The organism is Paracholeplasma brassicae, from assembly GCF_000967915.1.
GTDB lineage: Bacteria > Bacillota_I > Bacilli_A > Acholeplasmatales > UBA5453 > Paracholeplasma > Paracholeplasma brassicae.
In genome coordinates, this window is sequence record NC_022549.1 from 477064 (window position 1) to 499585 (window position 22522).

A 22522-nucleotide genomic window follows, 5' to 3' on the forward strand; every position below is an offset into this window, starting at 1 on the left:
GTTGACGATATGAATATATTAGAGATAATTAAAGGCAAACTTATCGTAAGTTGTCAAGCACTAGCAGACGAACCACTTCATGGTGCGCACATCATGAGAAAAATGGCAAAAGCCGCAAAAGAAGGTGGTGCTGTTGCGATTCGTGCTAATGGTGTTGATGACATTATTGCGATTAAAGAAGAAACGAATCTACCGGTCATTGGTCTTGTAAAAAGAGATTATAAAGAGTGTGAGGTTTACATCACACCGACAACCAAAGAAATTAAAGAACTGATTTCATCTGGTTGTGAGGTTATTGCGATGGATGCGACAAACCGCTGTCATCCAGATAATGTTTCTTTAAAAGAGAAACTAGATTTAATCCATGAAGCAAATCTTTTGGCAATGGCAGATATTTCGACCTATGAAGAAGCACTTTTTGCACAAAGCTTAGGTTTTGATATGGTATCAACGACGTTATCCGGATATACGCCATATTCAAGACAAGCAGAAGGTCCGGATGTCGAACTTGTGGCTAAACTAGTCAAAGAGTTAAAGATTCCTGTCATTGCAGAAGGCAAGATTAACTGCATTGAAGACATCAAAAAGATTAAAGAACAAAACCCATTTTCAATTGTTGTTGGTAGTGCTATTACTAGACCACAATTAATTACAAAAAGATACGTCGATGCGTATTTAAAGTAAGCAAATGAGTTGATTAAACCTGTCTTTTTATTTATAATTGTAATAGATAAAGAAAGAGGGATAATTATGGCAAATTTAAATGTAATGATTTTAGACTATGGTAAAAACCAACGCAAGGTAAACTACATCATCAAAGATGGTAAATACTATGCAATTACCTCAGGTCAATCCAATAAAGTAGCATCGATTAAGGAATACAACGAAGTAACGTTGTTGGTTGATAATAACCCTATTGCTGCAAAAGCACAGGTAATTACTGATCAAAACGAAGTTAAAGCGTTGTTTGAAGCATTCAATGAAGTCAACAACAATCACTTCAATGAATTTAAAGACATCTTTGTTGCAGTAGAGTTTAGTGTGCAATAAATAATAATGGCAAACCCGCTTGGGTTTGCCATATTTTTTTTAAAATTTGATAAGGAAAGTCGTTCCCTCGTTTAAGACACTTTTAACAGTGATTTCGCCGTTAATCAAATTGACAATACGTTTAACGATAGATAGACCAAGCCCGTTGCCTTGAGTTACATGTGACAAATCGCCTTGATAGAACTTATCAAAGATTCGCTTTGATGTTTGTTCATCCATGCCAATACCATTATCAGTTATTATAAAGAGATAGCCATCAGCCACTTTTTTTAGCGAAATGGCGATATCCCCGTTTTGTTTAGAAAATTTAATCGAGTTGCTAATCAAGTTAATAAATAACTGCTGCATTAACTCAGGACTTCCTAAATACGTTAAGTCGTCAAGGTCTAAGTTAAGATTTAAAGATTTTTCTTCCCATTCGTTTTGTAAAATTAAAACGCACTGTCTGATTTGTTCGTCTACAGGGTAGTTGAACTTTTCAAAAACGATGTTTTGTGTTTCTAGTTTCGTTAGATTTAGTGTGTTTTCAGATAACATCACAAGCCTTGTTGATTCTTGATAAATAATATCAAGGTATTCGGTTTGTTCTTCCTTGGTTAAGTCGCCATTCAAAAGGATTTTTGCAAAACCTTTAATGGATACAATGGGTGTTTTAAATTCATGTGAGAAGTTTGAAACAAAGTCGTTTCGAAGTGTTTCGATACTTGAAAGTTCACTAACCATGTCATTAAAATTTTGATAAATTACTTCCATCTGAGGTGATTTAGGTACACCTAAACGAATACTGAAATCACCTTTTGAAACTTGGTTAATCGCATTAAGAAAATCATTTAGCTCTTTCATTTGGTTCTTAGATGAGAGTGTTGTGATGATTGTCGCAAGCAAGCTCGAGGCAAAAAGCGTCATCCCTAGTAAGTAAAGTGGATTTCTAAGAAACTTTAATTCAACCTTTAATACATAGATTAAGCTTAAAGTGATGAGTAAGGTAATTAAACCAGAAAGAATCATGGTCAAAAAGATAAATATAGTCAGTCGTTTGACCGAATGATAGTGATGGTATTTTTGATTCATTGTTTAGTCACCGCCTTAAAACCTAGACCTCTGATGGTTCGTAGTTCAAAATCATCGTATGCGGCAAATCGGTTTCTTAACCGATTAATGTGGACATTGATGGTGTGATCATCAGAGTCATTTGACATCCCCCATATTTCATCCATTAATTGATATTTTGTGAATATGACGTTGGGGTAACTCAAGAGTTTAAAGAGAAGATCAAATTCCTTTTTTGGTAAAAGCATGGTCTCCTTTGGAGTGGTGACTTCAAGTGAGCGTTTATTAAGTGTGATGGTGTTTATCGTTAAGATGTGTTTGTTTGACACTTGTGCGCGTCTTAATAACGCATCAACTCTAAGCTGTAGTTCAATAGGGTCAAATGGTTTGGTTAAATAGTCATCAATCCCCAGTGAATAGCCTTTTTGCTTATCCATGATGGCGTGTTTTGAGGTAAGCATCAAGATTGGGTTATTGTTATTGGTTTCTCTTAAGAGTTTGGTTAATTCATAGCCATCCATTTGTGGCATCATGACATCGATAATCAATAAATCAACAACGTTTTGTTCAAACAGTTTAACGGCCTCAATACCGTTTGTTGCTAATAAAATATCGTTGTTTTTGTTAAGAGAGACAGAAATCAGTCTTCTCGTATTTTTATCATCATCAACCACTAGTATTCTTGCCATAAAAGACACCTCATTTGCTAACTCAAGTATATCATAATAAATGTGTACAAACAATTTTTGATTTGTTTATGTTCAGTTTATCTTGATAAGGTAGAATGGTCGTGATAATTCAAGAAGGAGGTCTATCTATGTTACAACTTAGAGACATAAAAAAGAATTATATTATTGGACAATTAAAAATAAAAGCACTAAAAGGCGTATCACTCGATTTTCGAAAAAATGAGTTTGTTGCGATCTTAGGACAAAGTGGTTCAGGTAAAACCACATTGATGAATTTGATTGGTGGTCTTGATCAGTACACCAGTGGTGATTTATTAATCAATGGCAAATCAACCAAGGACTTTTTAGATAAAGACTGGGATAATTACCGTAACAAGCGTATTGGCTTTATCTTTCAAAGCTACAACTTAATTCCACACCAAACGGTCATCGCAAACGTCGAATTAGCGATGACGTTATCAGGGATATCATCTGAAGAACGTAAAAAACGAGCAATCGAAGTATTAACGGAGGTTGGACTAGATGATCAGTTGTATAAAAAACCCAACCAGTTATCTGGTGGTCAAATGCAACGTGTCGCTATCGCAAGAGCTTTAGTTAATAACCCAGAGGTCTTACTCGCGGATGAGCCGACGGGTGCGCTTGATACAAAAACCTCAGAACAGATCATGAATTTAATTAAAAAAGTGGCAAGTGATCGTCTAGTTATCATGGTGACACATAACCCGGATTTAGCTGCGTCATACGCCAATCGTGTCATTAAAATGTCGGATGGTTTGATTACCGATGACTCTAATCCATACGACGCGTCTAAGGATGTGGTGTTTAAAAACCAAGTCGAATCCATTAAGCAAATCGAAAAACAAACAAAGAAAAAAACTAGGGATAAAACCTCAATGAGTTTTACGACGGCTTTATCACTTTCGCTTAAAAACTTATTTACCAAAAAAGGACGCACGATTTTAACCGCCATTGCGGGTTCAATCGGAATTATCGGGGTTGCTTTAATCCTTAGTTTATCAACGGGTATGAACAACTACATTGATAAAATTCAAAGAGATACCCTCTCAAGTAACCCACTAACGATTAGTGAAACGGCGTTTGACTTAAATGCAGCGATGAGTGCCCTTGAAGACATCAAAGTGTTTGAGAAGTTCCCAACTCAAAAGAAAGTATTTGTTGAACAGGTGATTTCGGCTGAGGACGTGATGAAACGTAATGACATTACGGAAAGCTACATTACCTTCCTAGAAGAAAACTTAAAAGAAGAATGGGTGCTTGACGTGACTTATCAAACGGGGCTAACATTAGATATCTATGATGTAAAAGATGTCAACGAAACTAAAGTCTACAGTAAACTTCAAACCGAGGCACAATCTGGTGGACCATTTGGCGGTGGGGCAAGTCCTTGGACGATGCTCGTCAATGACGATTTTATTAATGACCAATATGATGTCATTGAAGGCCGTCTTCCAAAAGATAAAAGTGAACTAGTCTTGATCGTTGATCAATACAACAAAGTCTCTGAAACGGTCTTAGAACGTTTAGGTTTAAAAGAAGCAGGCGATGATTTAGAAGAAGTTGATTTTAGTACCATCTTTGATAAAGAATACGAGTTAACTTTAAATGATCAAATCTATGTGAATGTGGATGGGGTGTTTCGCTTAAAAGCGCCACAAACCATCAATTTTGATGAAACGTTAACCTTAAAAGTGGTTGGAATCATTAGACAAAATGAGCAAACCGATCAATCGGTTCACTCGACTGGTTTTGGTTATATGAAAGAACTTTATAACTACGTTCAAACTGAAAGCATGAATTCAGAAATCGTTTCATTCATGAAGGATAACCCTAATCTAAATCCGCTTACAGGTACAGCCATCAATGAGGCAACTTATAAGACGGTATTGCGTATGTTTGGTGGTAATGACATACCAAACACCATTAATATTTACCCATCAAGCTTTGAAGCAAAAGAAAATATTAAAGAGACATTAATCAATTACAATAAGGAAAATAAGGACAGTGCGATTTATTACACAGACTTGGCGGAATTACTTGGTAATTTCTTCCAACAAATGGTCAATACCGTCTCTTATGTCTTAATTGCCTTTACATCGATTTCACTTGTGGTTTCATCCATCATGATTGGGATTATCACCTACGTATCCGTGCTTGAACGTACCAAAGAAATTGGTATCCTAAGAGCGATTGGGGCTAGAAAAAAAGATATCACACGCGTGTTTAACGCAGAAACCTTCTTAATCGGTGGGTTGGCTGGATTTATTGGGGTATTTATCTCTTATCTCTTATCCTTCCCAATCAATTCGATTGTCTATAATTTAACGGAGGTTAAGAACATCTCAACCTTATCATTACCAAGTGCGATCGTACTGATTGTTATTTCAATCGGATTAACGGTCTTGGCTGGTTTAATTCCTGCTAGAGGGGCCTCTAAGAAAGACCCAGTGCTTGCGCTTAGAACTGAATAAGATGACACATTTGAATAATCATAAGCAAAGAAAACCGCTCTTTATTGAGCGGTTTTCAACTTATTTTCGATTGAATATGTCTAGTATTTCATCTAAGAAAGAAGGTAAGTTTTTCTTACTTGCGATTTCCATTGCAAGTAATGGTTTATCGGTGATGATGCCATCAACGTCACTGTTCACGACTTTTCTTATGCTTGATTCTGAGTTGACGGTCCAAGCGTAAATGGATTTACCTAATTGGTGTGCTTTTTCGATGTATTCTGGATAGGTTAGGATCATTTGATAAGAAAATCCATAATAATCGATGTATCGATAAGATAAGATTGGATCGATGTTGCCATAAAAAATAGGGACTAGCAACATGGTTTTTACCATTGGGTAGTTATCTTTAATCCGGTTAAGTTGACGATAATCAAACGACATGATGACTGCTTCATCAAGCATGTCATAGATAGAAAGAAGTTCCATTGTCAATTCTTCAAGTGAAGTAGAGGAAACTTTTAGTTCAACAAACACCCTCGCACTACCTTTGATGACAGACAATGACTCCGCCAATGTCGGTATTTTTTCACCTCGGTAATCAAGTGAAAAGAAACTACCCGCGTCTAATTGACTTAAATAATCATAAGTGACACGAGAGACTAGATTAGAAGTTATGTCGTTTGTTGTTCGTCTTGTCGTGGCATCATGAATCACAACCGGTATGTGATCTTCGGTTCCTCTAACATCAAATTCAATGCCATCAACGCCTTGCTCAATGGCGAGATTAAAAGCCGCTAAGGTGTTTTCAGGGGCTTCAAAAGAAGACCCTCTGTGTGCAATAATCTCTGGGTAGTTAAAATATTCGGCATAACTTCTGTCTTGATTTCCTAAGGAGATGAAGTTCGTTAAGTTGAAGAGGAAAACGGCAATAAATGTCAAAATCAATCCTTTTTTGATTAAAGGGTAGTTGAGTTTGATTTCTTCTTTGACGGCATATGTTTCAACTTCATCGGTTAGATTCGTTTTAGAAGAAAAAGCGTACCATACACGTAAAAGTGCGAAGTTCATCGGAATTAAGAATACCGAGGAAACCAGTGTTAATATTAAATATAAGGCATAAATAGCAGATAAGATAATACCAAGGATATAAGGTTGTTGTGTGATGAGGCTAACTGAAAAACCAACCACATACACCAATAACAAATACAGTAGATAAAAAAGACCGTTTAAGACCAAATTCAACACAATAAATTCCGTCACCATGCGCAGTCGTTTCTTACTAAGCATTTGGCGAGATACTTTATAAGCCTTCTTAAAAGTCATCTGCTCTTGTTGGTAAAGACTGACGGTATGGACAGTTTCGATAAAGCTTAAAAAAAGAAGAAGAAAAATGAAATAGAGAAGTGGGGTAAAATAAGGAATCTCTCGAATTTGATTGACCAAGACATCAGGAATTTTAAATAGATTGGTACCTAATGAAAAATAAATCGATTCGACGATAATGAAGAATAGGAACGTAGGCACTAAGACAAATATGTGCTTTTTTAGAATTTTAGATTTTAGTCGAAGTGCGCTGTAATACACGAGCAATTGGATGGAGAGTTTGAATTTTCTTTGACTTGCGTCAAACAAAACGGAAAGAAATATAAACTCAACGAGTAAGTAAAAAGCGATAATGATAAATAAGAATAGAAGAACTAAAATGGTTTGGTAACTGGATAAAAAATTCAATATATTCTTGTTTGTTAAATAGACAATGCCATTGAGTCTTAAGGCAAACTGAAACATAAATGAGATAAATGGAAAGAGTAAAAAAATACCTAGTAAGCGGTAGATCGACTCAAATATGGCAAGTGTCTTAAAATTATACATTAAATAAGAAAACAAAGTCAGAAAGGTGTTTTTCATAAAATCACATCCTTACTTTTATTATAGCACTAAAAAAAAGATAGATGCAAACGCACCTATCGTTTCGGTAAAACCCTTAAGACAACCAGTTTCAAGTAAAGTGTTTCTTCACTGCCGAGTCTGGCTGGATGGTCCTTTGATTGAATTCGAAACTCAACCATTTGTACCATTTTATTTGAATCAACGGCAGCTTCCTGAAGCATACTTAAGAACAAGTCAGGCGTCATAAATGAAGAACAAGAAGCGGTGACTAAGTAACCGCCGTCATTGATTAACTTCAGCGCTTGAAGATTAATCTCTTTGTAGCCCTGATACGCATTATCAAGTTTTTCTTTCGATTTGGTAAACGCTGGTGGGTCTAAGACGATAACGTCAAATTTAACGTTATCTTTGACGTAGTCTCTTAATTGATCAAAGACGTTGACTGTTTTTGTCGATACTTGAGATAAGCCATTGATTTTGGCATTTTCCATGATATCGTTGGTTGCTCGTTCTGAAATATCCAGACAAATGACCTCTTTTGCGCCATGGTAGGCGGCATGTAAACCAAACCCACCGATGTTTGAAAAGCAATCGAGTACTTTTTTATTTTTAACGTATGGTTTAATCGCGTTGTGGTTGTCTTGTTGATCCAAAAAGAAACCTGTCTTTTGACCATTAATTAAATCAACACGCATGTCGAGTTCATTTTCTTTAATGGCAATCTTTTCAGGGACATCGCCATAAACCACCCCTTTAAAAAGAGGTAAACCTTCTTTTTTTCTTACCGCGACGTCTGAACGTTCGTAAATACCAAGCGGGTTAAATTCTTCGACAAGTAATTGGATAAATAGCTCTTTACGCTCATCAATCGGTAATGATAAGATTTGAATGGATAAATACTCGCCATACTTATCAACAATCAAACCTGGAATTCCATCGGACTCTCCGAAAAAGGCACGATAGGAATTGCGATAACCTAAGTCGATACGACTTTGATTGGCTTTATGGATTAAGTCTTTAAAAAAAGCGTCATCGATTGGTTGGTTCTCAATTCGCGACAACAAACGAACAAATATTTTTGAATTGGTGTTTAGATAACCTTTACCAACAAACACGTTTTTAGATGAGTAGACGTAGGCAAGATCGCCTGTCTTGATGTGACCAACAATGTTTTTAATTTCATTTGAATAAACCCAAGGGTGACCTTCGTTTAAACGCACTTCCTCACCAGGTTTTAAATATATTTTACAGTTTTCCATAGTATCTCCTTACAACTTACGCATAAATTATAACATAACAACCGAAACCAATGGATGAAACATCAAAAAAATGTTACAATTAAATCAAAAACAAAGGAAAAAGGAACAATGAAACTAAATTACAAGAAAACGATTTACGTTGGACTCGCTTTTTTACTCATTAGTATGTTTTGGCAAGCGTACGATGCCATTATTCCAAAAATCTTAATTGACAAGTTTGGATTAAATCAAACAGCCAGTGGTGCGGTGATGGCACTTGATAACGTGCTTGCGTTATTCTTATTACCATTTTTCGGGTATTTATCGGATAAGACCAATCATAAGAAGGGCAGACGAACCCCATATGTTATTATTGGGACGATTTTAGCGGCTTTCTTGTTTGTTGGCATGTCATTTGTCGATAACTACCAAACAAAGAAAATTGAAACCGAAACAAACATCATTGAAAAATATGAGCTTGTTAAGAATATTGATGAGGATGCGACTAAAGCCGAGTGGGGTATTATTGTCTTAACGATGGATGAGTCATCCTATAAAACCAGTATGGCAAATCTACTTGAGGATTACTCGCTATTTGATAAGCTTTCAAAAGATGATTACAACACGATTAAAGACCATTATTATAATTACCTAGCTAGTCATGCTTGGGAAGAGACAAAAGCATCACCTGCGGTCTTTATCATCTTTATCGTGATGTTGTTTTTCACTTTAGTTATGATGTCAACATTTAGGTCACCAGCGGTTGCGTTAATGCCGGATGTGACGATTAAACCATTAAGAAGTAAAGCAAATGCAGTCATCAATCTAATGGGTGCAGTTGGGGCAATTACCTCCATTATTTTACTGATGATTTTAGGGGTCGATAAATATTCTTATGTTAATTATTTATGGGCGTTTGTGATTGTTGGATTTATTATGCTTATGATGCTTGCGATTTTCTTATACAAAGTAGATGAAAAGAAACTAGTTGAAGAAAAAATCAAGCTTGAAGCAGAACTTAAAATTGTGGATGAAGAAGAAAATCAAGCCCATGATCAAATGTCAAAAGCGAAATTTGTTTCACTTCTTTTAATTCTATTTTCGGTATTCTTTTGGTTCATGGGGTATAATGCGGTAACAACAAAACTCTCAGATTACGCACCTAAGGTATTAAACATGGGCTATGCAACGCCGTTGTTGATTGCACAAGCAACCGCAATTGTTGGATTCATTCCAATTGGTATTATTTCAAGTAAAATTGGTCGTAAGAAGATGATTTTATTCGGTGTGGTATTACTTGCCGTATGTTTCTTTAGCGCATCCATATTAACGGCAAAAACAGGTATCCTGTTATACGTTGTTTTAGGTCTAACCGGGATTGCTTGGGCAAGTATAAATGTCAATTCCTATCCAATGGTCGTTGAACTATCTAGAGGTACTGACGTCGGTAAATACACAGGGTATTATTACACATTCTCTATGGCAGCACAAATTGTTACACCACTGTTATCCGGGTTGTTTATGGACAATTTTGGACGTACGATTTTATTCCCATACGCGACGGTGTTTGTCATTGTATCGTTTGTGACAATGTTCTTTGTCAAACATGGTGATGTGAAGCCTGAGGTAAAATCCATTATCGAAAGTTTCGATGTGGATATGGATTAATAAGTAAGGAAGTTCGATTGTCTATCATGAGATAATCGGACTTCTTTTTTTATTTTAAAATTGATAGAAAAGTTCACTATATTTTAGATAAAAATAGTGATATAATACAAACGTTATAGATAAGGTGATCAAATGAAAAGACCAGAAATATTAGCACCTGTAGGCACCAAAGAAGCATTTATTGCGGCAATCAACGCTGGCGCTAATGCGGTGTTTCTTGCAGGACAAAAGTTTGGAGCAAGGGCATACTTAGCGAATTTTAGTATCGAAGAAATTAAAGAGATGGTCTTATACGCACATTTAAGAGATGTGCTTTTATTTGTTACAATCAATACACTGACGTTTGACAATGAGATTGAGTCCTTACTGACTTTTACAGATGAACTCGTGCGTTGTAATGTCGATGCGCTAATTGTTCAAGATTTGGGGTTAATTGGATTACTTACAAAACGCTATCCAAATACGGAAATTCACGCATCAACTCAAGTAAATGCTCATAACATCCATCACGTGAAGTTTTTAAAAGAACTTGGTGTTAAACGAGTGATTCTTGCAAGAGAAACGAGCATCGAAACCATTAAAAAGATCAAAGAAGAAGTTGACATAGATATAGAAGTGTTTATACACGGTGCATTGTGTGTGAGTTTCTCAGGCAATTGCTTGTTCTCATCAATGATTAATAAACGAAGTGGTAACAGAGGCGAGTGTGCCCAAAGTTGTCGCTTAAACTATCAATTGATTAAGGATAAAACACCAATCAGTGATGAGGCATATTTATTATCAACCAAAGATTTAATGACACTTGATTATCTCAATGAACTAATAGATGCTGGGGTTGATTCTCTAAAAATTGAAGGCAGAATGAGAAAATATACCTACGTTACTCAAGTGGTATTATCTTATAAACATGCAATTGAGGCACACATGAATCATAAACAGTTGGCATTTGAACAGGAAGTAGATCGTTTAAAACGAGTGTTCAATCGTGAGTTCACAAAAGGTTATATGTTTCATGAAATACCAAAAGATATTAATAATGATTTTAGACCAAACCACATGGGTGTTCTAATTGGTAAGGTTATAGATTATAAAGAAAAACGTGTCTACGTTCGGTTAACGGAGTCATTTCAAGTTGGGGATGGTTATCGTTTGATTGGAGACAAGGATTATGGCAATGTTTTGTTCAATCTAAAAATAGGTCAAACGAGCATTGAAAAAGCGAAACCCAACGATGTTGTGAATTTTGAAGTTAAAGAAGAGATTGCAGTTGGTAGTGACTGCTATAAAACAACGGATTCGAACCTAGAAAATGAACTCGATGTTTATTTGGATGAGAACTACAGTCTAATCCCTTTATCGATTGAGGTCAGTGCGTTTGTTGGTATGCCTTTGATCATTAAGGTAAAAGATAACAGGCATAATGAGGTTTATAAAATCGGTACTCAAGTGCTTGAGGAAGCTAAAAAGAATGTAATGACGGCCGAAGAGGTTAAAAATGAAGTCAATCGTTTTGGTAGAAGTCCTTTTTTCATTGATTCATTCGAATTTATTACAGACAATCAAACGTTTGTCCCAATCAAGGTTTTAAATGATCTTAGAAGAGATGCAATCATCGAATTAACAGAGTTAAGACTAAACCAACCAGGAAAAGAAATTGTTTCTGACGAAATGAGTTCTGGATTTAAAGACGTGGACCAAGCTCATTTGGTCGTAAAAGTACACACATTAGATCAATTAGAAGCCGCATACGCATTAGGTATTACTGAAATTTATTACGATGACGTATTAGAGGTTAATGAAAACAACTACCCAAAGGCAACCTTGTTCAAAGTGCTTAAACGCATCATTGAAGATAACCAAGACTACAAGGACGACCCTAAAGTCGTACTTAATGAAATTGGTAGCCTAGGAAATAAACAAACAACCAAAGAAATGATTGGTGATGAGTTCTTAAACGTCACAAACATACACACAGCAAATCTCGTTTCAACCTATGGAATCAAACGCGTGACACTATCAAGTGAACTATCATACGAACGATTAAAACACTTTACAACAAGCTATGAGCGTGTTTACAAACGTGAACCTAACTTAGAATTAATCGTGTATGGCTATAAAGACTTAATGATTTCAAAGTATTGCCCGGTCGCAAAAAACTTTGGGTACAAGCCAAATTGTAAGCTTTGTTTTAAGAACCAATACTACTTACAAGATAGACAACACGGTAAGTTTGCGATGATCAATGATGGCAATTGTAATATGAGAATTATGGATTCAAAACCACTGGTACTACTTTCATATTTACCTGATATTCTGGCTTGCGGTATAAATACCCTTAGGTTAGATTTCACACTAGAATCTAAGAAAGAAACACAAGATATTATTAAGGCTTATCAATTGAAATTTCAAGGAATAGAGAGTGTGCTTACTATTAACAAGATAAGTACAGGACGTTTTCTTGGATAATTAAAAAAGATAGATTTCTATCTTTTTTTTACTTTTATAATGTTAAATCAATGGAAATATATAATGTTTTATCAATAATCTTGATTTAAAGCGATAATATCAGGTTATTTCAAGATAATTACATATTTATATGATGATAATATTGATTACAGCTCATATATTAATATCTAAAGTAAGTTAATCTGAGACTATTATACAAAATGGGTGAAAACATAAAAAAAACCCCGAAATTAATTCGGAGTAAAAGATTCGAACACAGCATTATCGTAATGGCTTTTTACAAAATCTAATTGCGCTTGTGTTTTGGCAACGTAGCTTAAAATAACTAGGTTTTTCTTTTTTGCTTTATTGACGTATTTATTTGGTAGGTCATCAATGCCGTAAGTAATAAAATCAGGCTTTGATAAAAAATTGAAGGTCATTCGTTTCATTAATTGTTTTGCGATAGGATTTAGCGAGTCATTTTTAAAATACTCGGTAATCTGTCCTCTAATAATCCAAGGTGCTAACTTTTTAAATTGATAGACAATGTAGGGATTAAACGAATGAATTGCGTAGACGTGAGGGTACTTGCTTAGTAGACGTATCACTTCTTTAACGTGTCGTTTTTTATCCCCGAATGGTTTAAGTTCAATTAGTAAGGGGACTCGACCATTGATATAGTTTAAGACATACTCTAATGTGTGTATGGTTTCGTTTGTACCTTTGATTACGACGTCTTTTAGTTCTTCGTAAGTGATGTCTTTTAATATATCTTCTCTACCAACAAGCCGTTTTAAGTTCCTGTCGTGAAATACAACCACTGTGCCACAAGAAAGTATATTAGTGTCTAGTTCAATGGCGTAATTTTTTTCGAGGGCTTTATCAAATGAGGTCAACGTGTTTTCTATAATGTTATTATTCTCATCATGTAACCCACGATGACAAATATGGTAGTTCTTCAAGAACGATAAATCTTTCATAATTTCACCAACTTCAATGTATATCTTACAAAATTACAGACCTTTTTTCAATTCTTATTAAGTAATTTTGGGTAAATTAACATTTATAAGGGATTTATTTGGTTTGTCTTGTTATAATTAAGTATAGGGTGTGATGGCATGTATGACGATAAAATCAACTCAATTCTAGAGGTGTTGACACTAGAAGAAAAAGTATCGCTGTTGATCGGGGAAGATCACTGGCGAATCAAAGCGATTCCAAAAACCGATTTAAAAGCGGTTGTTTTTAGTGATGGACCTAACGGATTAAGAAAAGAAGTCTCAACCAAAAAACAAACTTTTATGGCTCAAAGCGAAAAAGCCGTTTGTTACCCGAGTTTGGCACTTCTTGGTAGTAGTTTTAATCGTGATTTGATTTATCAAGTGGGGAAAATGATTGCCAAAGAAGCGAGAGATCAAAGCGTAGATGTGCTACTTGCCCCAGGCGCAAATTTGAAGAGAAACCCACTTTGTGGCAGAAACTTTGAATATTTTTCTGAAGATCCCTACTTGTCATCCGAGTGTGCGATTAACTACATTAATGGGGTTCAATCAGAAGACGTTATGGCGTGTTTGAAACATTTTATTTTAAACAATAATGAAAATAACCGGATGGTTTCAAACTCAATTATTGATGATCGCAGTTTACATGAGGTCTATTTAAACCAGTTCAAACGAACGATAACAAAGGCAAAGCCTGCCGCTTTAATGACTTCATATAATAAAGTAAACGGTTCATACGTTTGTGAGACCGATTTATTAAAAAAAGAAATTAGAGAAAAACTAAACTACAAAGGTTTAGTGATGACCGATTGGCAAGCCATGAATGACCGGGTTGCTTCCTACAAGCACGGTCTAGATTTAGAAATGCCTGGTGGGTTTAAACCGACACAAATCATCAAAGCAGTGAAAAACAAAACGCTGGATGAAAAGGTAATTGATGAAGCGGTGTGCCGGATCATTCATACGGCGATTCAAGCCGATAAAAACCGTAAACCAAGTGAATTTAGTGTCTTAGAGGCTAGGAAATTGGCAAAAATCGCTGCCATTGAATCGTTTGTTTTATTAAAGAATAATGGGGTTTTACCATTTAAGACTGACAAACAAATCGCTTTGATTGGAAAACTAGCAAAAAAACCACGTTATCAAGGCGCTGGAAGTTCAAGAGTAAACCCAAGAGAAGTCGTTTCTCTTTACGATGAATTCATTCGAAATGGCAAGCGCTTTGAATACGCCTATGGGTATGAAGAAACGACCGAGGCAGTCGACGAAGCACTCATTGAAGAAGCCGTCACTAAATCAAGAAATAAATCGCTTGTTGTTGTGGTCCTTGGGCTCTATGAAAAAGAAGAGTCGGAGGGCTTTGATCGAACACACTTAAATTTACCAATCAATCAATTAAAGCTAATGGAACGGTTAATTGTTGAATGTAAAAACATCGTTTGTGTGATTGAAACTGGCTCAAGTGTCCTATTGCCTTTTGAGGCAGGGGTAGATGCGATTATGTTGTCTTATTTTTCTGGTGAAATGGGCGATGCTGGGCTTTATGACGTCCTGACTGGTAAGTTTAGTCCATCCGGACGGCTTCAAGAAACTTTTTTATACGATTTAAATGACTTGGAATCAACCAAGTACTTTAATCAGGGCATAAACAGCTATTATAAAGAGGGGATTTACGTGGGGTATAAAGACCTTTTAAGTTTAGGTAAGAAATCACACTACCCTTTTGGCTTTGGATGCTCATACGCTAAATTTGGTTATCAATACGTGGGTGTTGATAAAGATATAGAGAAACTAACCTTTCGTGTATTAGTGACGAACACTTCGAACATAGATTCTAAGGAAGTGATTCAAATTTATATGGGGAAAAAAGATAGTAAAATCTACCGTGAAACCTACCGATTGGTTGGTTTTAATAAACAAATGGTTCGTCAAAAAACAACGGTGGAATTTCAAATTGATGTTTTATTAGACGATTTGATGTGTTATATGACTACCACAAAACAAATGTGTCTTGAAGAAGGTAGCTATGAATTTTATATTGGTACATCATCGAGTAATCACTTTAAAGAGGTATCAATCAATTTGGCTGGGCACTCATTTGATCAAAATCCGAATACTTATCCGATACAAATGACGACTAAAGAGTATTTAACTTATTTTTCTCAACCCATTGTAGAGAATAATATCACCAGTAAGTATCATGCAAACACAACGTTTGAAGATATCAGTGATCGATTGCTTGGTAAAGTGCTCTTATCTGTGGCAATCAAAAAAATCAAAAAAATGAGCAAGGATGACTTAACGGTCCACATGATGACCAAAGCCATGAAGGCGATGCCATTAAGAAGTCTTGAATCATCGACCAATGGTTTTTTTAATCAAAATAGAGTTTCCGGTCTTGTTTTGATGTTAAACCGTAAACGAATACTTGGTCTTATTAAAATAATTAAGGGGTGAAATGATGTTTCTATCTATTTATCGCATTAAAGGCATTCATTGTGGGTCCTGTATCTCAAGAATCGAAAAAAAGGCGTTATCTCTTGGGGCTTATAAGGCAAGCTTTGATATCAAAGAAATGATTTTAAAGGTCTACTATGAAGAAGTAATCGATAATCAATTGTTTGTAGAAGAAGTCAAAAGCATGAACTATCAAATTGACTTTTTGGCTTCATATGACGAAGATGAGATTACTTAGAACTTCAAACTGTTAGGCTTGACAAATGAGCTCTAATGAATTACAATAGCAATTGATTTCAATAATAAAGGAGGATCATTACATGGTTTTCGAACGCGTAAAACAAATGATTTTAAGTGAACTAAAAGTAGAGGAATCTAAAATCAACCTTGAAGCTAGACTTCAAGAAGATTTAGGTGCAGATTCACTCGACGCCGTTGAATTAATTATGAACATTGAAGATGAATTCGATATTTCAATTTCTGATGAGGCAGCTCAAGAAATCAAAACCGTTGGTCATTTAGTTTCATACATTGAACAAGCTAAAAAGTAAGGGGAAATCCCTTCTTTTTTTTCGCTTTTTCTTGAATAAATATTTAATTGTTTTATAATGTTTATATGGAGTAGTGATGATATGGAATATAATTTTTTAGAAATCGAAAAGAAATGGCAAAAGTATTGGTTAGATCACAAAATTTTTAAGACTGAAAACGATCAAATCAAGCCAAGATATTATGTGTTAAATATGTTTCCTTACCCGTCGGCACAAGGCTTACACGTGGGGCATATTGAATCTTATACAGCGACGGACATTATGAGCCGTTTTAAGCGAATGCAAGGCTATAACGTCTTACACCCAATGGGGTGGGATGCGTTTGGATTACCAGCAGAACAATACGCACTTCAAACCGGAAATGACCCAAGAGAGTTTACCTACCAAAACATTGGAAACTTCAAGCGTCAAGTCATTGAGGCAGGTATTGGTATTGATTGGGACAGAGAGTTTGCGACCGCTGATCCAGAGTATTTCAAATGGACACAGTTCATTTTTACCAAGCTATATGAACATGGCTTAGCTGAACGCAAAGACGTTGAGGTCAACTGGTGTGAAGCACTAGGGACTGTGTTAGCCAACGATGAAATCGAGATTAAAGATGGTATGATGGTCTCAGAGCGTGGGAAATACCCGGTTGCTAAAAAAGCAATGAAACAATGGGTGTTAAAAATCACGAACTACGCGGAACGTCTACTAAACGATTTGGATTTACTTGATTGGCCAGAACACATCAAAGAAATGCAAAGAAACTGGATTGGTAAATCGGTTGGTGCGAAAGTCAACTTCAAAGTAGCCAATAGCGATCATTCGTTTGATGTTTTTACAACAAGACCTGACACACTGTTTGGGGTTAGTTATTGCGTACTCGCACCGGAACACCCACTTGTCTTAGAAATTACGTCGATGGACGAATACGAAACCGTTAAGAACTATATTGAACAAACCAAACAAAAAACCGATTTGGATCGTGGTGATTTAAACAAGGACAAATCCGGTGTGTTTACGGGTGCGTTTGCGATTAACCCAGTCAATAATAAAAAAGTCCCTATTTGGATTGCAGACTACGTGCTAGCAAGCTATGGGACAGGTGCGGTGATGGCTGTGCCACAACACGACACCAGAGATTTTGAGTTTGCCAATAAATATGGCCTTGATTTTATTCGAGTGATTGACTCTGAAGATGATGGTTGTTTTACCGGTGATGGTATTCACATCAACAGTGATTTCATCAATGGAATGAACAACGAAGAATCCATTGAAACGGTCATTAATTACTTAGAAGACAACGGGTTTGGTAAAAAAGAGATTAATTACCGCCTAAGAGACTGGGTATTCTCAAGACAACGTTACTGGGGTGAACCATTCCCTGTTGCGTTTGACGAAGAAGGAAACACCATCACATTAGACTTAGAAGAGCTACCATTAGAGTTACCAAAAATGTTTAACATTAAACCAAGTGGCACGGGTGAATCACCGCTTGCCAATGCTTATGAATGGGTGAACTTTAAAAAAGATGGTAAGCATTATCGCCGTGAAACCAACACCATGCCACAATTGGCAGGGTCAAGTTGGTATCACATGGGCTATGTTTTAAAAACATTGATTGGGTTTATTCCTTTAAATACCGAAGAAGCGAAAAAAGAATTAGACAAATGGTTACCAGTAGACCTTTACATTGGCGGAGCTGAACACGCGGTAGGTCACCTACTTTATTCAAGATTCTGGCATAAGTTCTTATACGATTTAGGCATGGTCTCATCGGTAGAACCATTTACAAAACTAATCAACCAAGGGATGATTCTTGGTGACGATAATACCAAGATGAGTAAATCAAGAGGTAATGTCGTTAACCCAGATGACGTCATTAGTAAATATGGCGCAGACACGCTACGCTTATATGAAATGTTTATGGGACCACTTGAACAAGATAAGCCTTGGAGTACTGAGGCGATTGATGGGGCAAAACGCTTTTTAGACCGTGTATGGCGTATGTATTTCTTACCGATTACTGATGAGGTTGAAGCACTTGAGTTTACCTACCACCAAACGGTTAAGAAAGTCACTGAAGACTATCAAAAACAAGCATTTAATACGGCGATTGCTCAAATGATGATCTTTGTTAATGACGTCTATCGTAAGAAGACCTTCTCTCGTGCACAAGCCATTGGGTTCTTAAAATTATTAAACCCAATCGCACCACACATCACTGAAGAACTCTATCAAACCGTATTTAATAAAAAAGACCCACTGACGTATCAAGAATGGCCATCGTTTGATGAAACCAAATTGATTTTAGATGAGGTTGAGGTCGTTGTACAGGTTAATGGTAAATTAAGAGACCGTATGAAAGCTTCACTTGATTTAAGTAACGACGAAGTTAAAAAAATGGCGCTAGGTCTAGAAAATGTGGTAAAACATCTCGAAGACAAAGAGATTGTGAAAATCATAATCATTCCAAACAAACTCGTTAATATCGTAATTAAGGGTTAATCGATTTGCATTATTTGACATTCTTGGCTATAATGTAAGTGTATTCCCCATATATAGATTTAGTTTTCAAAAATTAAGTATTTATTTAGTACGGGATTTACAAGATTTAGGATTTAAATATTTATATGAAGTAACAAGCAATTTACGAATTAACGACTCACTTACTTATTGATTTTCCTGTTTTAATGAAATGTAGTTTAGATTTAGTGACTTTCTTGTATGTAGATATATGGGGAATACATTTATTAAAAAGATTCATAATTAAGTATCGTTTCAACAATAATCAAAACGCAGACTTCATAGGTTCTGCGTTTTTTATGTGAAAAATTTGGCCGTTGTGAGCGGACTTTACCATTATTTTACAACAAAAAGTTGAGGGTTATCTTTACAGCGAAAAGGTTGTGTGTTAGAATATAGATAGATTTCTATATAGATAGTTATCGATATAGTAGAAGAGGTGTCATGATGAACGATTTAACCAATTTATTTAAGTTATTTACAGATGAGAATCGGATTGAGATTATCAAACGATTGATTGATGGCGAAACGTGTGGGTGCACGCTCATCGATCAAATGCCAATTACTCAACCAACGCTATCTTATCATTTAAAGATGATATCAAGCGCAGGGCTTTCCAATACCGTAAAAGAAGGTAATTGGGTGAAGCACCACATCGATTTAAAGAAAATTGATGAAATGATTGAGTTTTTAGAAGAACTTAAAAATAGAGAAGTGATCTCATGCAAGTCGTAAAAGATATTTTTTCATTTTTAAATGACGCACTACTTAAGATGACGTGGTTACAAACACTTGTGGATAACGCATTAGTTTATGTGTTTCAACTGAATAGAGACAGCTATTTATTTGATGCCGTGTCATTTTTCATTTATGATGTGATTAAGATTTTCATTTTACTCGGGACGTTAATCTATCTGTCTTCCTACATTCAAGCCAAATTTACACCAGAGCGTACCAGACAAATACTCTCTAAATTTAAAGGCGTTTCTGGTAATGTGTTTGGGGCACTATTAGGTACAGTGACACCATTTTGTTCGTGTTCCTCAATTCCAATCTTTATCGGGTTTACTAAAGCTGGACTACCAATCGGGGTAACATTTTCATTTTTGATTTCTTCTCCACTGGTTGATTTGGCCTCGGTGATTTTATTAGCAAGCATCTTTAATTGGACGATTGCGATTGCATACGTCGTTGTCGGTTTGCTTATTTCGGTTATTGGCGGGACGATGATCGATAAACTAAAGATGGAAAAATACGTAGAATCGTTTGTTTATGAAGGGGCACTTTTTGAGGAAGAACAATCAATACCTACTAAAAAAGAACGTCACGAATACGCGGTTGTTCAAGTTAAGGACATCTATAAAAAAGTATGGCTCTTTGTTTTAATCGGTGTCGGTATTGGTGCGTTAATCCACGGGTATATTCCTGAGGCTTGGATAAATACAGTGTTAGGGAATGATAACCCGTTGTCGGTGATTATTGCGGCACTTGTGGGTATTCCAATGTATGCGGATATTTTTGGGACGTTACCGATTGCAGAAGCGCTTGTCTTAAAAGGCGTTGGTATCGGTACGGTATTAGCCTTTATGATGGGGGTAACGGCATTGTCGTTTCCATCGCTAGTTTTACTAAGTAAGGTGGTAAAAAAGAAATTGTTGTTTACATTCTTTGGAATTGTTACGCTAGGTATCATTGTTACGGGGTATTTATTTAATCTTTTAGGCAGTTATTTCATATAAAATAGGAGGATACAAACATGGAAATTAAAGTGTTAGGGACCGGATGTGCAAGTTGTAAACGTCTTGAGGCACAAGTGATTGAGGCATTAAAGCAGTTAAACAAGAGTGAAGAAGTCATTAAAGTGACAGAAATCAAAGACATTATGAGTTATGGTGTGATGAGCACACCGGCACTCGTGGTCGATGGTAAGGTTTTGTTTTCGGGTCAAGTACCAAGTGTGGCTAAGTTAAAAGAATTACTAATGTAAATTTGATGGAGGAAAAGAAGATGATCAAAGTAGCGTTTGTTTGTGTACACAACAGTTGCAGAAGCATCATGGCAGAAGGGTTCTTAAGACACCTAGGTAACGATGTGGCAATTAGTATGTCTGCGGGCACTGAAACGTATGACAAGCCAAAACCAATGGCTATTGAAGTGATGACGGATTTAGGTATTGATATGAGTTTTTCTTCTAGCAAGTTAATTGATACATTACCTGAGGATTTAGATGTGTTAATCACCATGGGGTGTGGGGTCGAATGCCCTGCAGTTAGTGCGAGATACCGTGAAGATTGGGGATTAACCGATCCAAGTGGTGGGCCAAAAGAGGACTTTATAGAAACAAGAAACTTGATTGAAGTTAAGGTCAAAGAGTTAATCAAACGAATCCAAGATGGGGCGTTCAATTAATGAATAAAAACCCCATCAACCGATTTGAAAAGTATTTGACGATTATTGTTTTAGTTTGTATGGGTATTGGCGTATTTGTGGGCAGATTTTTGCCGATCATTCCAGAGACGCTTTCTCGTTTTGAGATTGGAAAGGTCAACCTTCCAATTGCGCTTCTGATTTGGTTCATGATTTATCCAATGATGTTAAAAATCGATTTTACGTCTGTAAAAGACGTGTCAAAAAACCCCAAAGGCCTTTATTTGACTTGGGTGGTCAATTGGCTAATTAAGCCCTTTACAATGTTTTTAATTGCTTTCTTGTTCTTTACCTACATTTACCGTTTATGGATACCTAGTGAACTTGCAAAAGACTATTTGGCTGGTGCCGTCATCTTAGGGGCTGCGCCTTGTACAGCAATGGTATTTGTTTGGAGTAGCCTAACCAAAGGAAACCCAGCCTATACCTTAGTTCAAGTGGCAACCAATGATTTGATTATTCTTGTGCTCTTTGTACCGATTGTGGGCTTACTCTTAGGAATTGGTGGGTTTAGTGTGCCTTGGCTGACACTCATCTTAAGTGTGGTTTTATTTGTGGTGGTTCCATTGGTGTTTGCCTCATTTACAAGACAAGTTTTAATTAAGAAAAAGGGACTAAATTATTTCAACGATGTGTTCATCAAAAAGTTTAGCAAGTTAACGATGGTTGGTTTAATGTTGACGTTGGTATTTATCTTTTCGCTTCAAAGTGAATTGATTATCAAAAACCCATTACACATTTTATTAATCAGTATTCCACTGATGATTCAAACGTTCTTTATCTTCTTTATTAGCTTTTATAGTGCTAAAAAGATGAAGTTGCCCTTTGATGTGGCTGCCCCAGCTGGGATGATTGGCGCAAGTAACTTCTTTGAGTTATCCGTCGCGGTTGCGATTGCGTTATTTCCGTTAAACCCTGGGGTTGCGCTTGCAACCATTGTTGGGGTATTAGTAGAGGTACCGGTCATGTTAATCTTAGTAAAAATTGCAAACTCAAAACAAAGTCAATTCGAATCAATTTAAGGCCATTTGGCCTTTTTCTTTTTATATAAAGCATCAAATTGATAAA

The 22522-nt window shown here is 36.1% G+C and carries 19 protein-coding genes; 14 read left to right on the forward strand and 5 right to left on the reverse strand.

Annotation, left to right across the window (positions count from 1 at the left end; translation table 11 throughout):
• Positions 1-15: 15 nt before the first annotated feature.
• The gene (locus tag BN853_RS02195; protein ID WP_052591432.1) at positions 16-684 is read left to right on the forward strand and encodes a putative N-acetylmannosamine-6-phosphate 2-epimerase; all 669 of its coding nucleotides are present in this window, start codon (positions 16-18) and stop codon (positions 682-684) included.
• Positions 685-750: 66 nt separating this feature from the next.
• A complete protein-coding gene (locus BN853_RS02200) occupies positions 751-1050 on the forward strand; it encodes a hypothetical protein (RefSeq protein WP_030004310.1) in 300 nt (99 codons plus the stop codon).
• Between the two features lie 39 nt (positions 1051-1089).
• Here the strand turns inward: BN853_RS02200 and BN853_RS02205 are convergent, their stop codons facing one another.
• Positions 1090-2121, reverse strand: coding sequence for a sensor histidine kinase (locus BN853_RS02205; protein WP_030004311.1), 1032 nt, complete (start codon positions 2119-2121; stop codon positions 1090-1092).
• Complete coding sequence (locus BN853_RS02210) at positions 2118-2789, reverse strand: response regulator transcription factor (protein ID WP_030004312.1); 672 nt, start codon at positions 2787-2789, stop codon at positions 2118-2120. The genes BN853_RS02205 and BN853_RS02210 overlap by 4 nt, the downstream gene beginning before the upstream one ends.
• Positions 2790-2917: 128 nt before the next feature.
• On the opposite strand from BN853_RS02210, the gene BN853_RS02215 reads away from it, so the two are divergent.
• On the forward strand, positions 2918-5281 hold the full coding sequence (locus tag BN853_RS02215; RefSeq protein WP_030004313.1) for an ABC transporter ATP-binding protein/permease: 2364 nt from the start codon (positions 2918-2920) through the stop codon (positions 5279-5281).
• A 60-nt stretch (positions 5282-5341) separates the two neighbouring features.
• Here BN853_RS02215 and BN853_RS02220 read toward each other — a convergent pair whose 3' ends face one another.
• Both BN853_RS02220 and BN853_RS02225 read right to left on the reverse strand, forming a co-directional pair.
• On the reverse strand, positions 5342-7171 hold the full coding sequence (locus tag BN853_RS02220; RefSeq protein ID WP_030004314.1) for a glycerophosphodiester phosphodiesterase family protein: 1830 nt from the start codon (positions 7169-7171) through the stop codon (positions 5342-5344).
• A 56-nt stretch (positions 7172-7227) separates the two neighbouring features.
• A complete protein-coding gene (locus tag BN853_RS02225; RefSeq protein WP_030004315.1) occupies positions 7228-8412 on the reverse strand; it encodes a class I SAM-dependent rRNA methyltransferase in 1185 nt (394 codons plus the stop codon).
• A gap of 54 nt (positions 8413-8466) precedes the next feature.
• Here BN853_RS02225 and BN853_RS02230 point away from each other — a divergent pair, with 54 nt between their 5' ends.
• Together BN853_RS02230 and BN853_RS02235 are read left to right on the forward strand one after the other, a co-directional pair.
• Positions 8467-10059, forward strand: a complete 1593-nt coding sequence (locus BN853_RS02230) for an MFS transporter (protein WP_030004316.1) — start codon at positions 8467-8469, stop codon at positions 10057-10059.
• A gap of 132 nt (positions 10060-10191) precedes the next feature.
• Complete coding sequence (locus BN853_RS02235) at positions 10192-12525, forward strand: U32 family peptidase (RefSeq protein ID WP_030004317.1); 2334 nt, start codon at positions 10192-10194, stop codon at positions 12523-12525.
• A 230-nt stretch (positions 12526-12755) separates the two neighbouring features.
• Here BN853_RS02235 and BN853_RS02240 read toward each other — a convergent pair whose 3' ends face one another.
• Positions 12756-13487: a glycerophosphodiester phosphodiesterase family protein gene (locus tag BN853_RS02240; protein ID WP_030004318.1), complete on the reverse strand. Its 732-nt coding sequence runs from the start codon at positions 13485-13487 to the stop codon at positions 12756-12758.
• Between the two features lie 138 nt (positions 13488-13625).
• On the opposite strand from BN853_RS02240, the gene BN853_RS02245 reads away from it, so the two are divergent.
• The 9 genes from BN853_RS02245 (at position 13626) to arsB (ending at position 22476) form a co-directional block, all read left to right on the forward strand.
• Positions 13626-15965 carry a beta-glucosidase gene (locus tag BN853_RS02245; RefSeq protein ID WP_030004319.1) on the forward strand — a complete coding sequence of 780 codons (2340 nt, stop codon included), beginning with the start codon at positions 13626-13628 and terminating at the stop codon, positions 15963-15965.
• Positions 15966-15969: 4 nt separating this feature from the next.
• Positions 15970-16203, forward strand: a complete 234-nt coding sequence (locus tag BN853_RS02250; protein WP_030004320.1) for a heavy-metal-associated domain-containing protein — start codon at positions 15970-15972, stop codon at positions 16201-16203.
• 82 nt (positions 16204-16285) lie between these two features.
• Positions 16286-16516, forward strand: a complete 231-nt coding sequence (gene acpP / locus BN853_RS02255; RefSeq protein WP_030004321.1) for an acyl carrier protein — start codon at positions 16286-16288, stop codon at positions 16514-16516.
• Positions 16517-16597: 81 nt separating this feature from the next.
• Complete coding sequence (gene leuS, locus BN853_RS02260) at positions 16598-19009, forward strand: leucine--tRNA ligase (protein WP_030004322.1); 2412 nt, start codon at positions 16598-16600, stop codon at positions 19007-19009.
• Between the two features lie 465 nt (positions 19010-19474).
• Positions 19475-19762: an ArsR/SmtB family transcription factor gene (locus BN853_RS02265; RefSeq protein WP_030004323.1), complete on the forward strand. Its 288-nt coding sequence runs from the start codon at positions 19475-19477 to the stop codon at positions 19760-19762.
• Positions 19750-20766: a permease gene (locus BN853_RS02270; RefSeq protein WP_030004324.1), complete on the forward strand. Its 1017-nt coding sequence runs from the start codon at positions 19750-19752 to the stop codon at positions 20764-20766. Before BN853_RS02265 ends, BN853_RS02270 begins: the two co-directional genes overlap by 13 nt.
• A 17-nt stretch (positions 20767-20783) precedes the next feature.
• Positions 20784-21014: a thioredoxin family protein gene (locus BN853_RS02275; protein ID WP_030004325.1), complete on the forward strand. Its 231-nt coding sequence runs from the start codon at positions 20784-20786 to the stop codon at positions 21012-21014.
• A 20-nt stretch (positions 21015-21034) separates the two neighbouring features.
• Positions 21035-21436, forward strand: coding sequence for an arsenate reductase ArsC (locus BN853_RS02280; protein ID WP_030004326.1), 402 nt, complete (start codon positions 21035-21037; stop codon positions 21434-21436).
• The gene (gene arsB, locus BN853_RS02285; protein WP_030004327.1) at positions 21436-22476 is read left to right on the forward strand and encodes an ACR3 family arsenite efflux transporter; all 1041 of its coding nucleotides are present in this window, start codon (positions 21436-21438) and stop codon (positions 22474-22476) included. The genes BN853_RS02280 and arsB overlap by 1 nt, the downstream gene beginning before the upstream one ends.
• The last annotated feature ends 46 nt before the right edge of the window (positions 22477-22522 follow it).

Bases quoted from the DNA above. Each gene is read 5' to 3' on its own strand.
- BN853_RS02275 (WP_030004325.1), top strand. From the start codon at position 20,784: ATGGAAATTAAAGTGTTAGGGACCGGATGTGCAAGTTGTAAACGTCTT.
- BN853_RS02210 (WP_030004312.1), bottom strand. From the start codon at position 2,789: ATGGCAAGAATACTAGTGGTTGATGATGATAAAAATACGAGAAGACTG.
- BN853_RS02225 (WP_030004315.1), bottom strand. From the start codon at position 8,412: ATGGAAAACTGTAAAATATATTTAAAACCTGGTGAGGAAGTGCGTTTA.
- BN853_RS02250 (WP_030004320.1), top strand. From the start codon at position 15,970: ATGTTTCTATCTATTTATCGCATTAAAGGCATTCATTGTGGGTCCTGT.
- BN853_RS02265 (WP_030004323.1), top strand. From the start codon at position 19,475: ATGAACGATTTAACCAATTTATTTAAGTTATTTACAGATGAGAATCGG.
- acpP (WP_030004321.1), top strand. From the start codon at position 16,286: ATGGTTTTCGAACGCGTAAAACAAATGATTTTAAGTGAACTAAAAGTA.
- BN853_RS02215 (WP_030004313.1), top strand. From the start codon at position 2,918: ATGTTACAACTTAGAGACATAAAAAAGAATTATATTATTGGACAATTA.
- BN853_RS02240 (WP_030004318.1), bottom strand. From the start codon at position 13,487: ATGAAAGATTTATCGTTCTTGAAGAACTACCATATTTGTCATCGTGGG.
- arsB (WP_030004327.1), top strand. From the start codon at position 21,436: ATGAATAAAAACCCCATCAACCGATTTGAAAAGTATTTGACGATTATT.
- leuS (WP_030004322.1), top strand. From the start codon at position 16,598: ATGGAATATAATTTTTTAGAAATCGAAAAGAAATGGCAAAAGTATTGG.
- BN853_RS02200 (WP_030004310.1), top strand. From the start codon at position 751: ATGGCAAATTTAAATGTAATGATTTTAGACTATGGTAAAAACCAACGC.
- BN853_RS02220 (WP_030004314.1), bottom strand. From the start codon at position 7,171: ATGAAAAACACCTTTCTGACTTTGTTTTCTTATTTAATGTATAATTTT.
- BN853_RS02280 (WP_030004326.1), top strand. From the start codon at position 21,035: ATGATCAAAGTAGCGTTTGTTTGTGTACACAACAGTTGCAGAAGCATC.
- BN853_RS02245 (WP_030004319.1), top strand. From the start codon at position 13,626: ATGTATGACGATAAAATCAACTCAATTCTAGAGGTGTTGACACTAGAA.
- BN853_RS02235 (WP_030004317.1), top strand. From the start codon at position 10,192: ATGAAAAGACCAGAAATATTAGCACCTGTAGGCACCAAAGAAGCATTT.
- BN853_RS02230 (WP_030004316.1), top strand. From the start codon at position 8,467: ATGAAACATCAAAAAAATGTTACAATTAAATCAAAAACAAAGGAAAAA.
- BN853_RS02205 (WP_030004311.1), bottom strand. From the start codon at position 2,121: ATGAATCAAAAATACCATCACTATCATTCGGTCAAACGACTGACTATA.
- BN853_RS02270 (WP_030004324.1), top strand. From the start codon at position 19,750: ATGCAAGTCGTAAAAGATATTTTTTCATTTTTAAATGACGCACTACTT.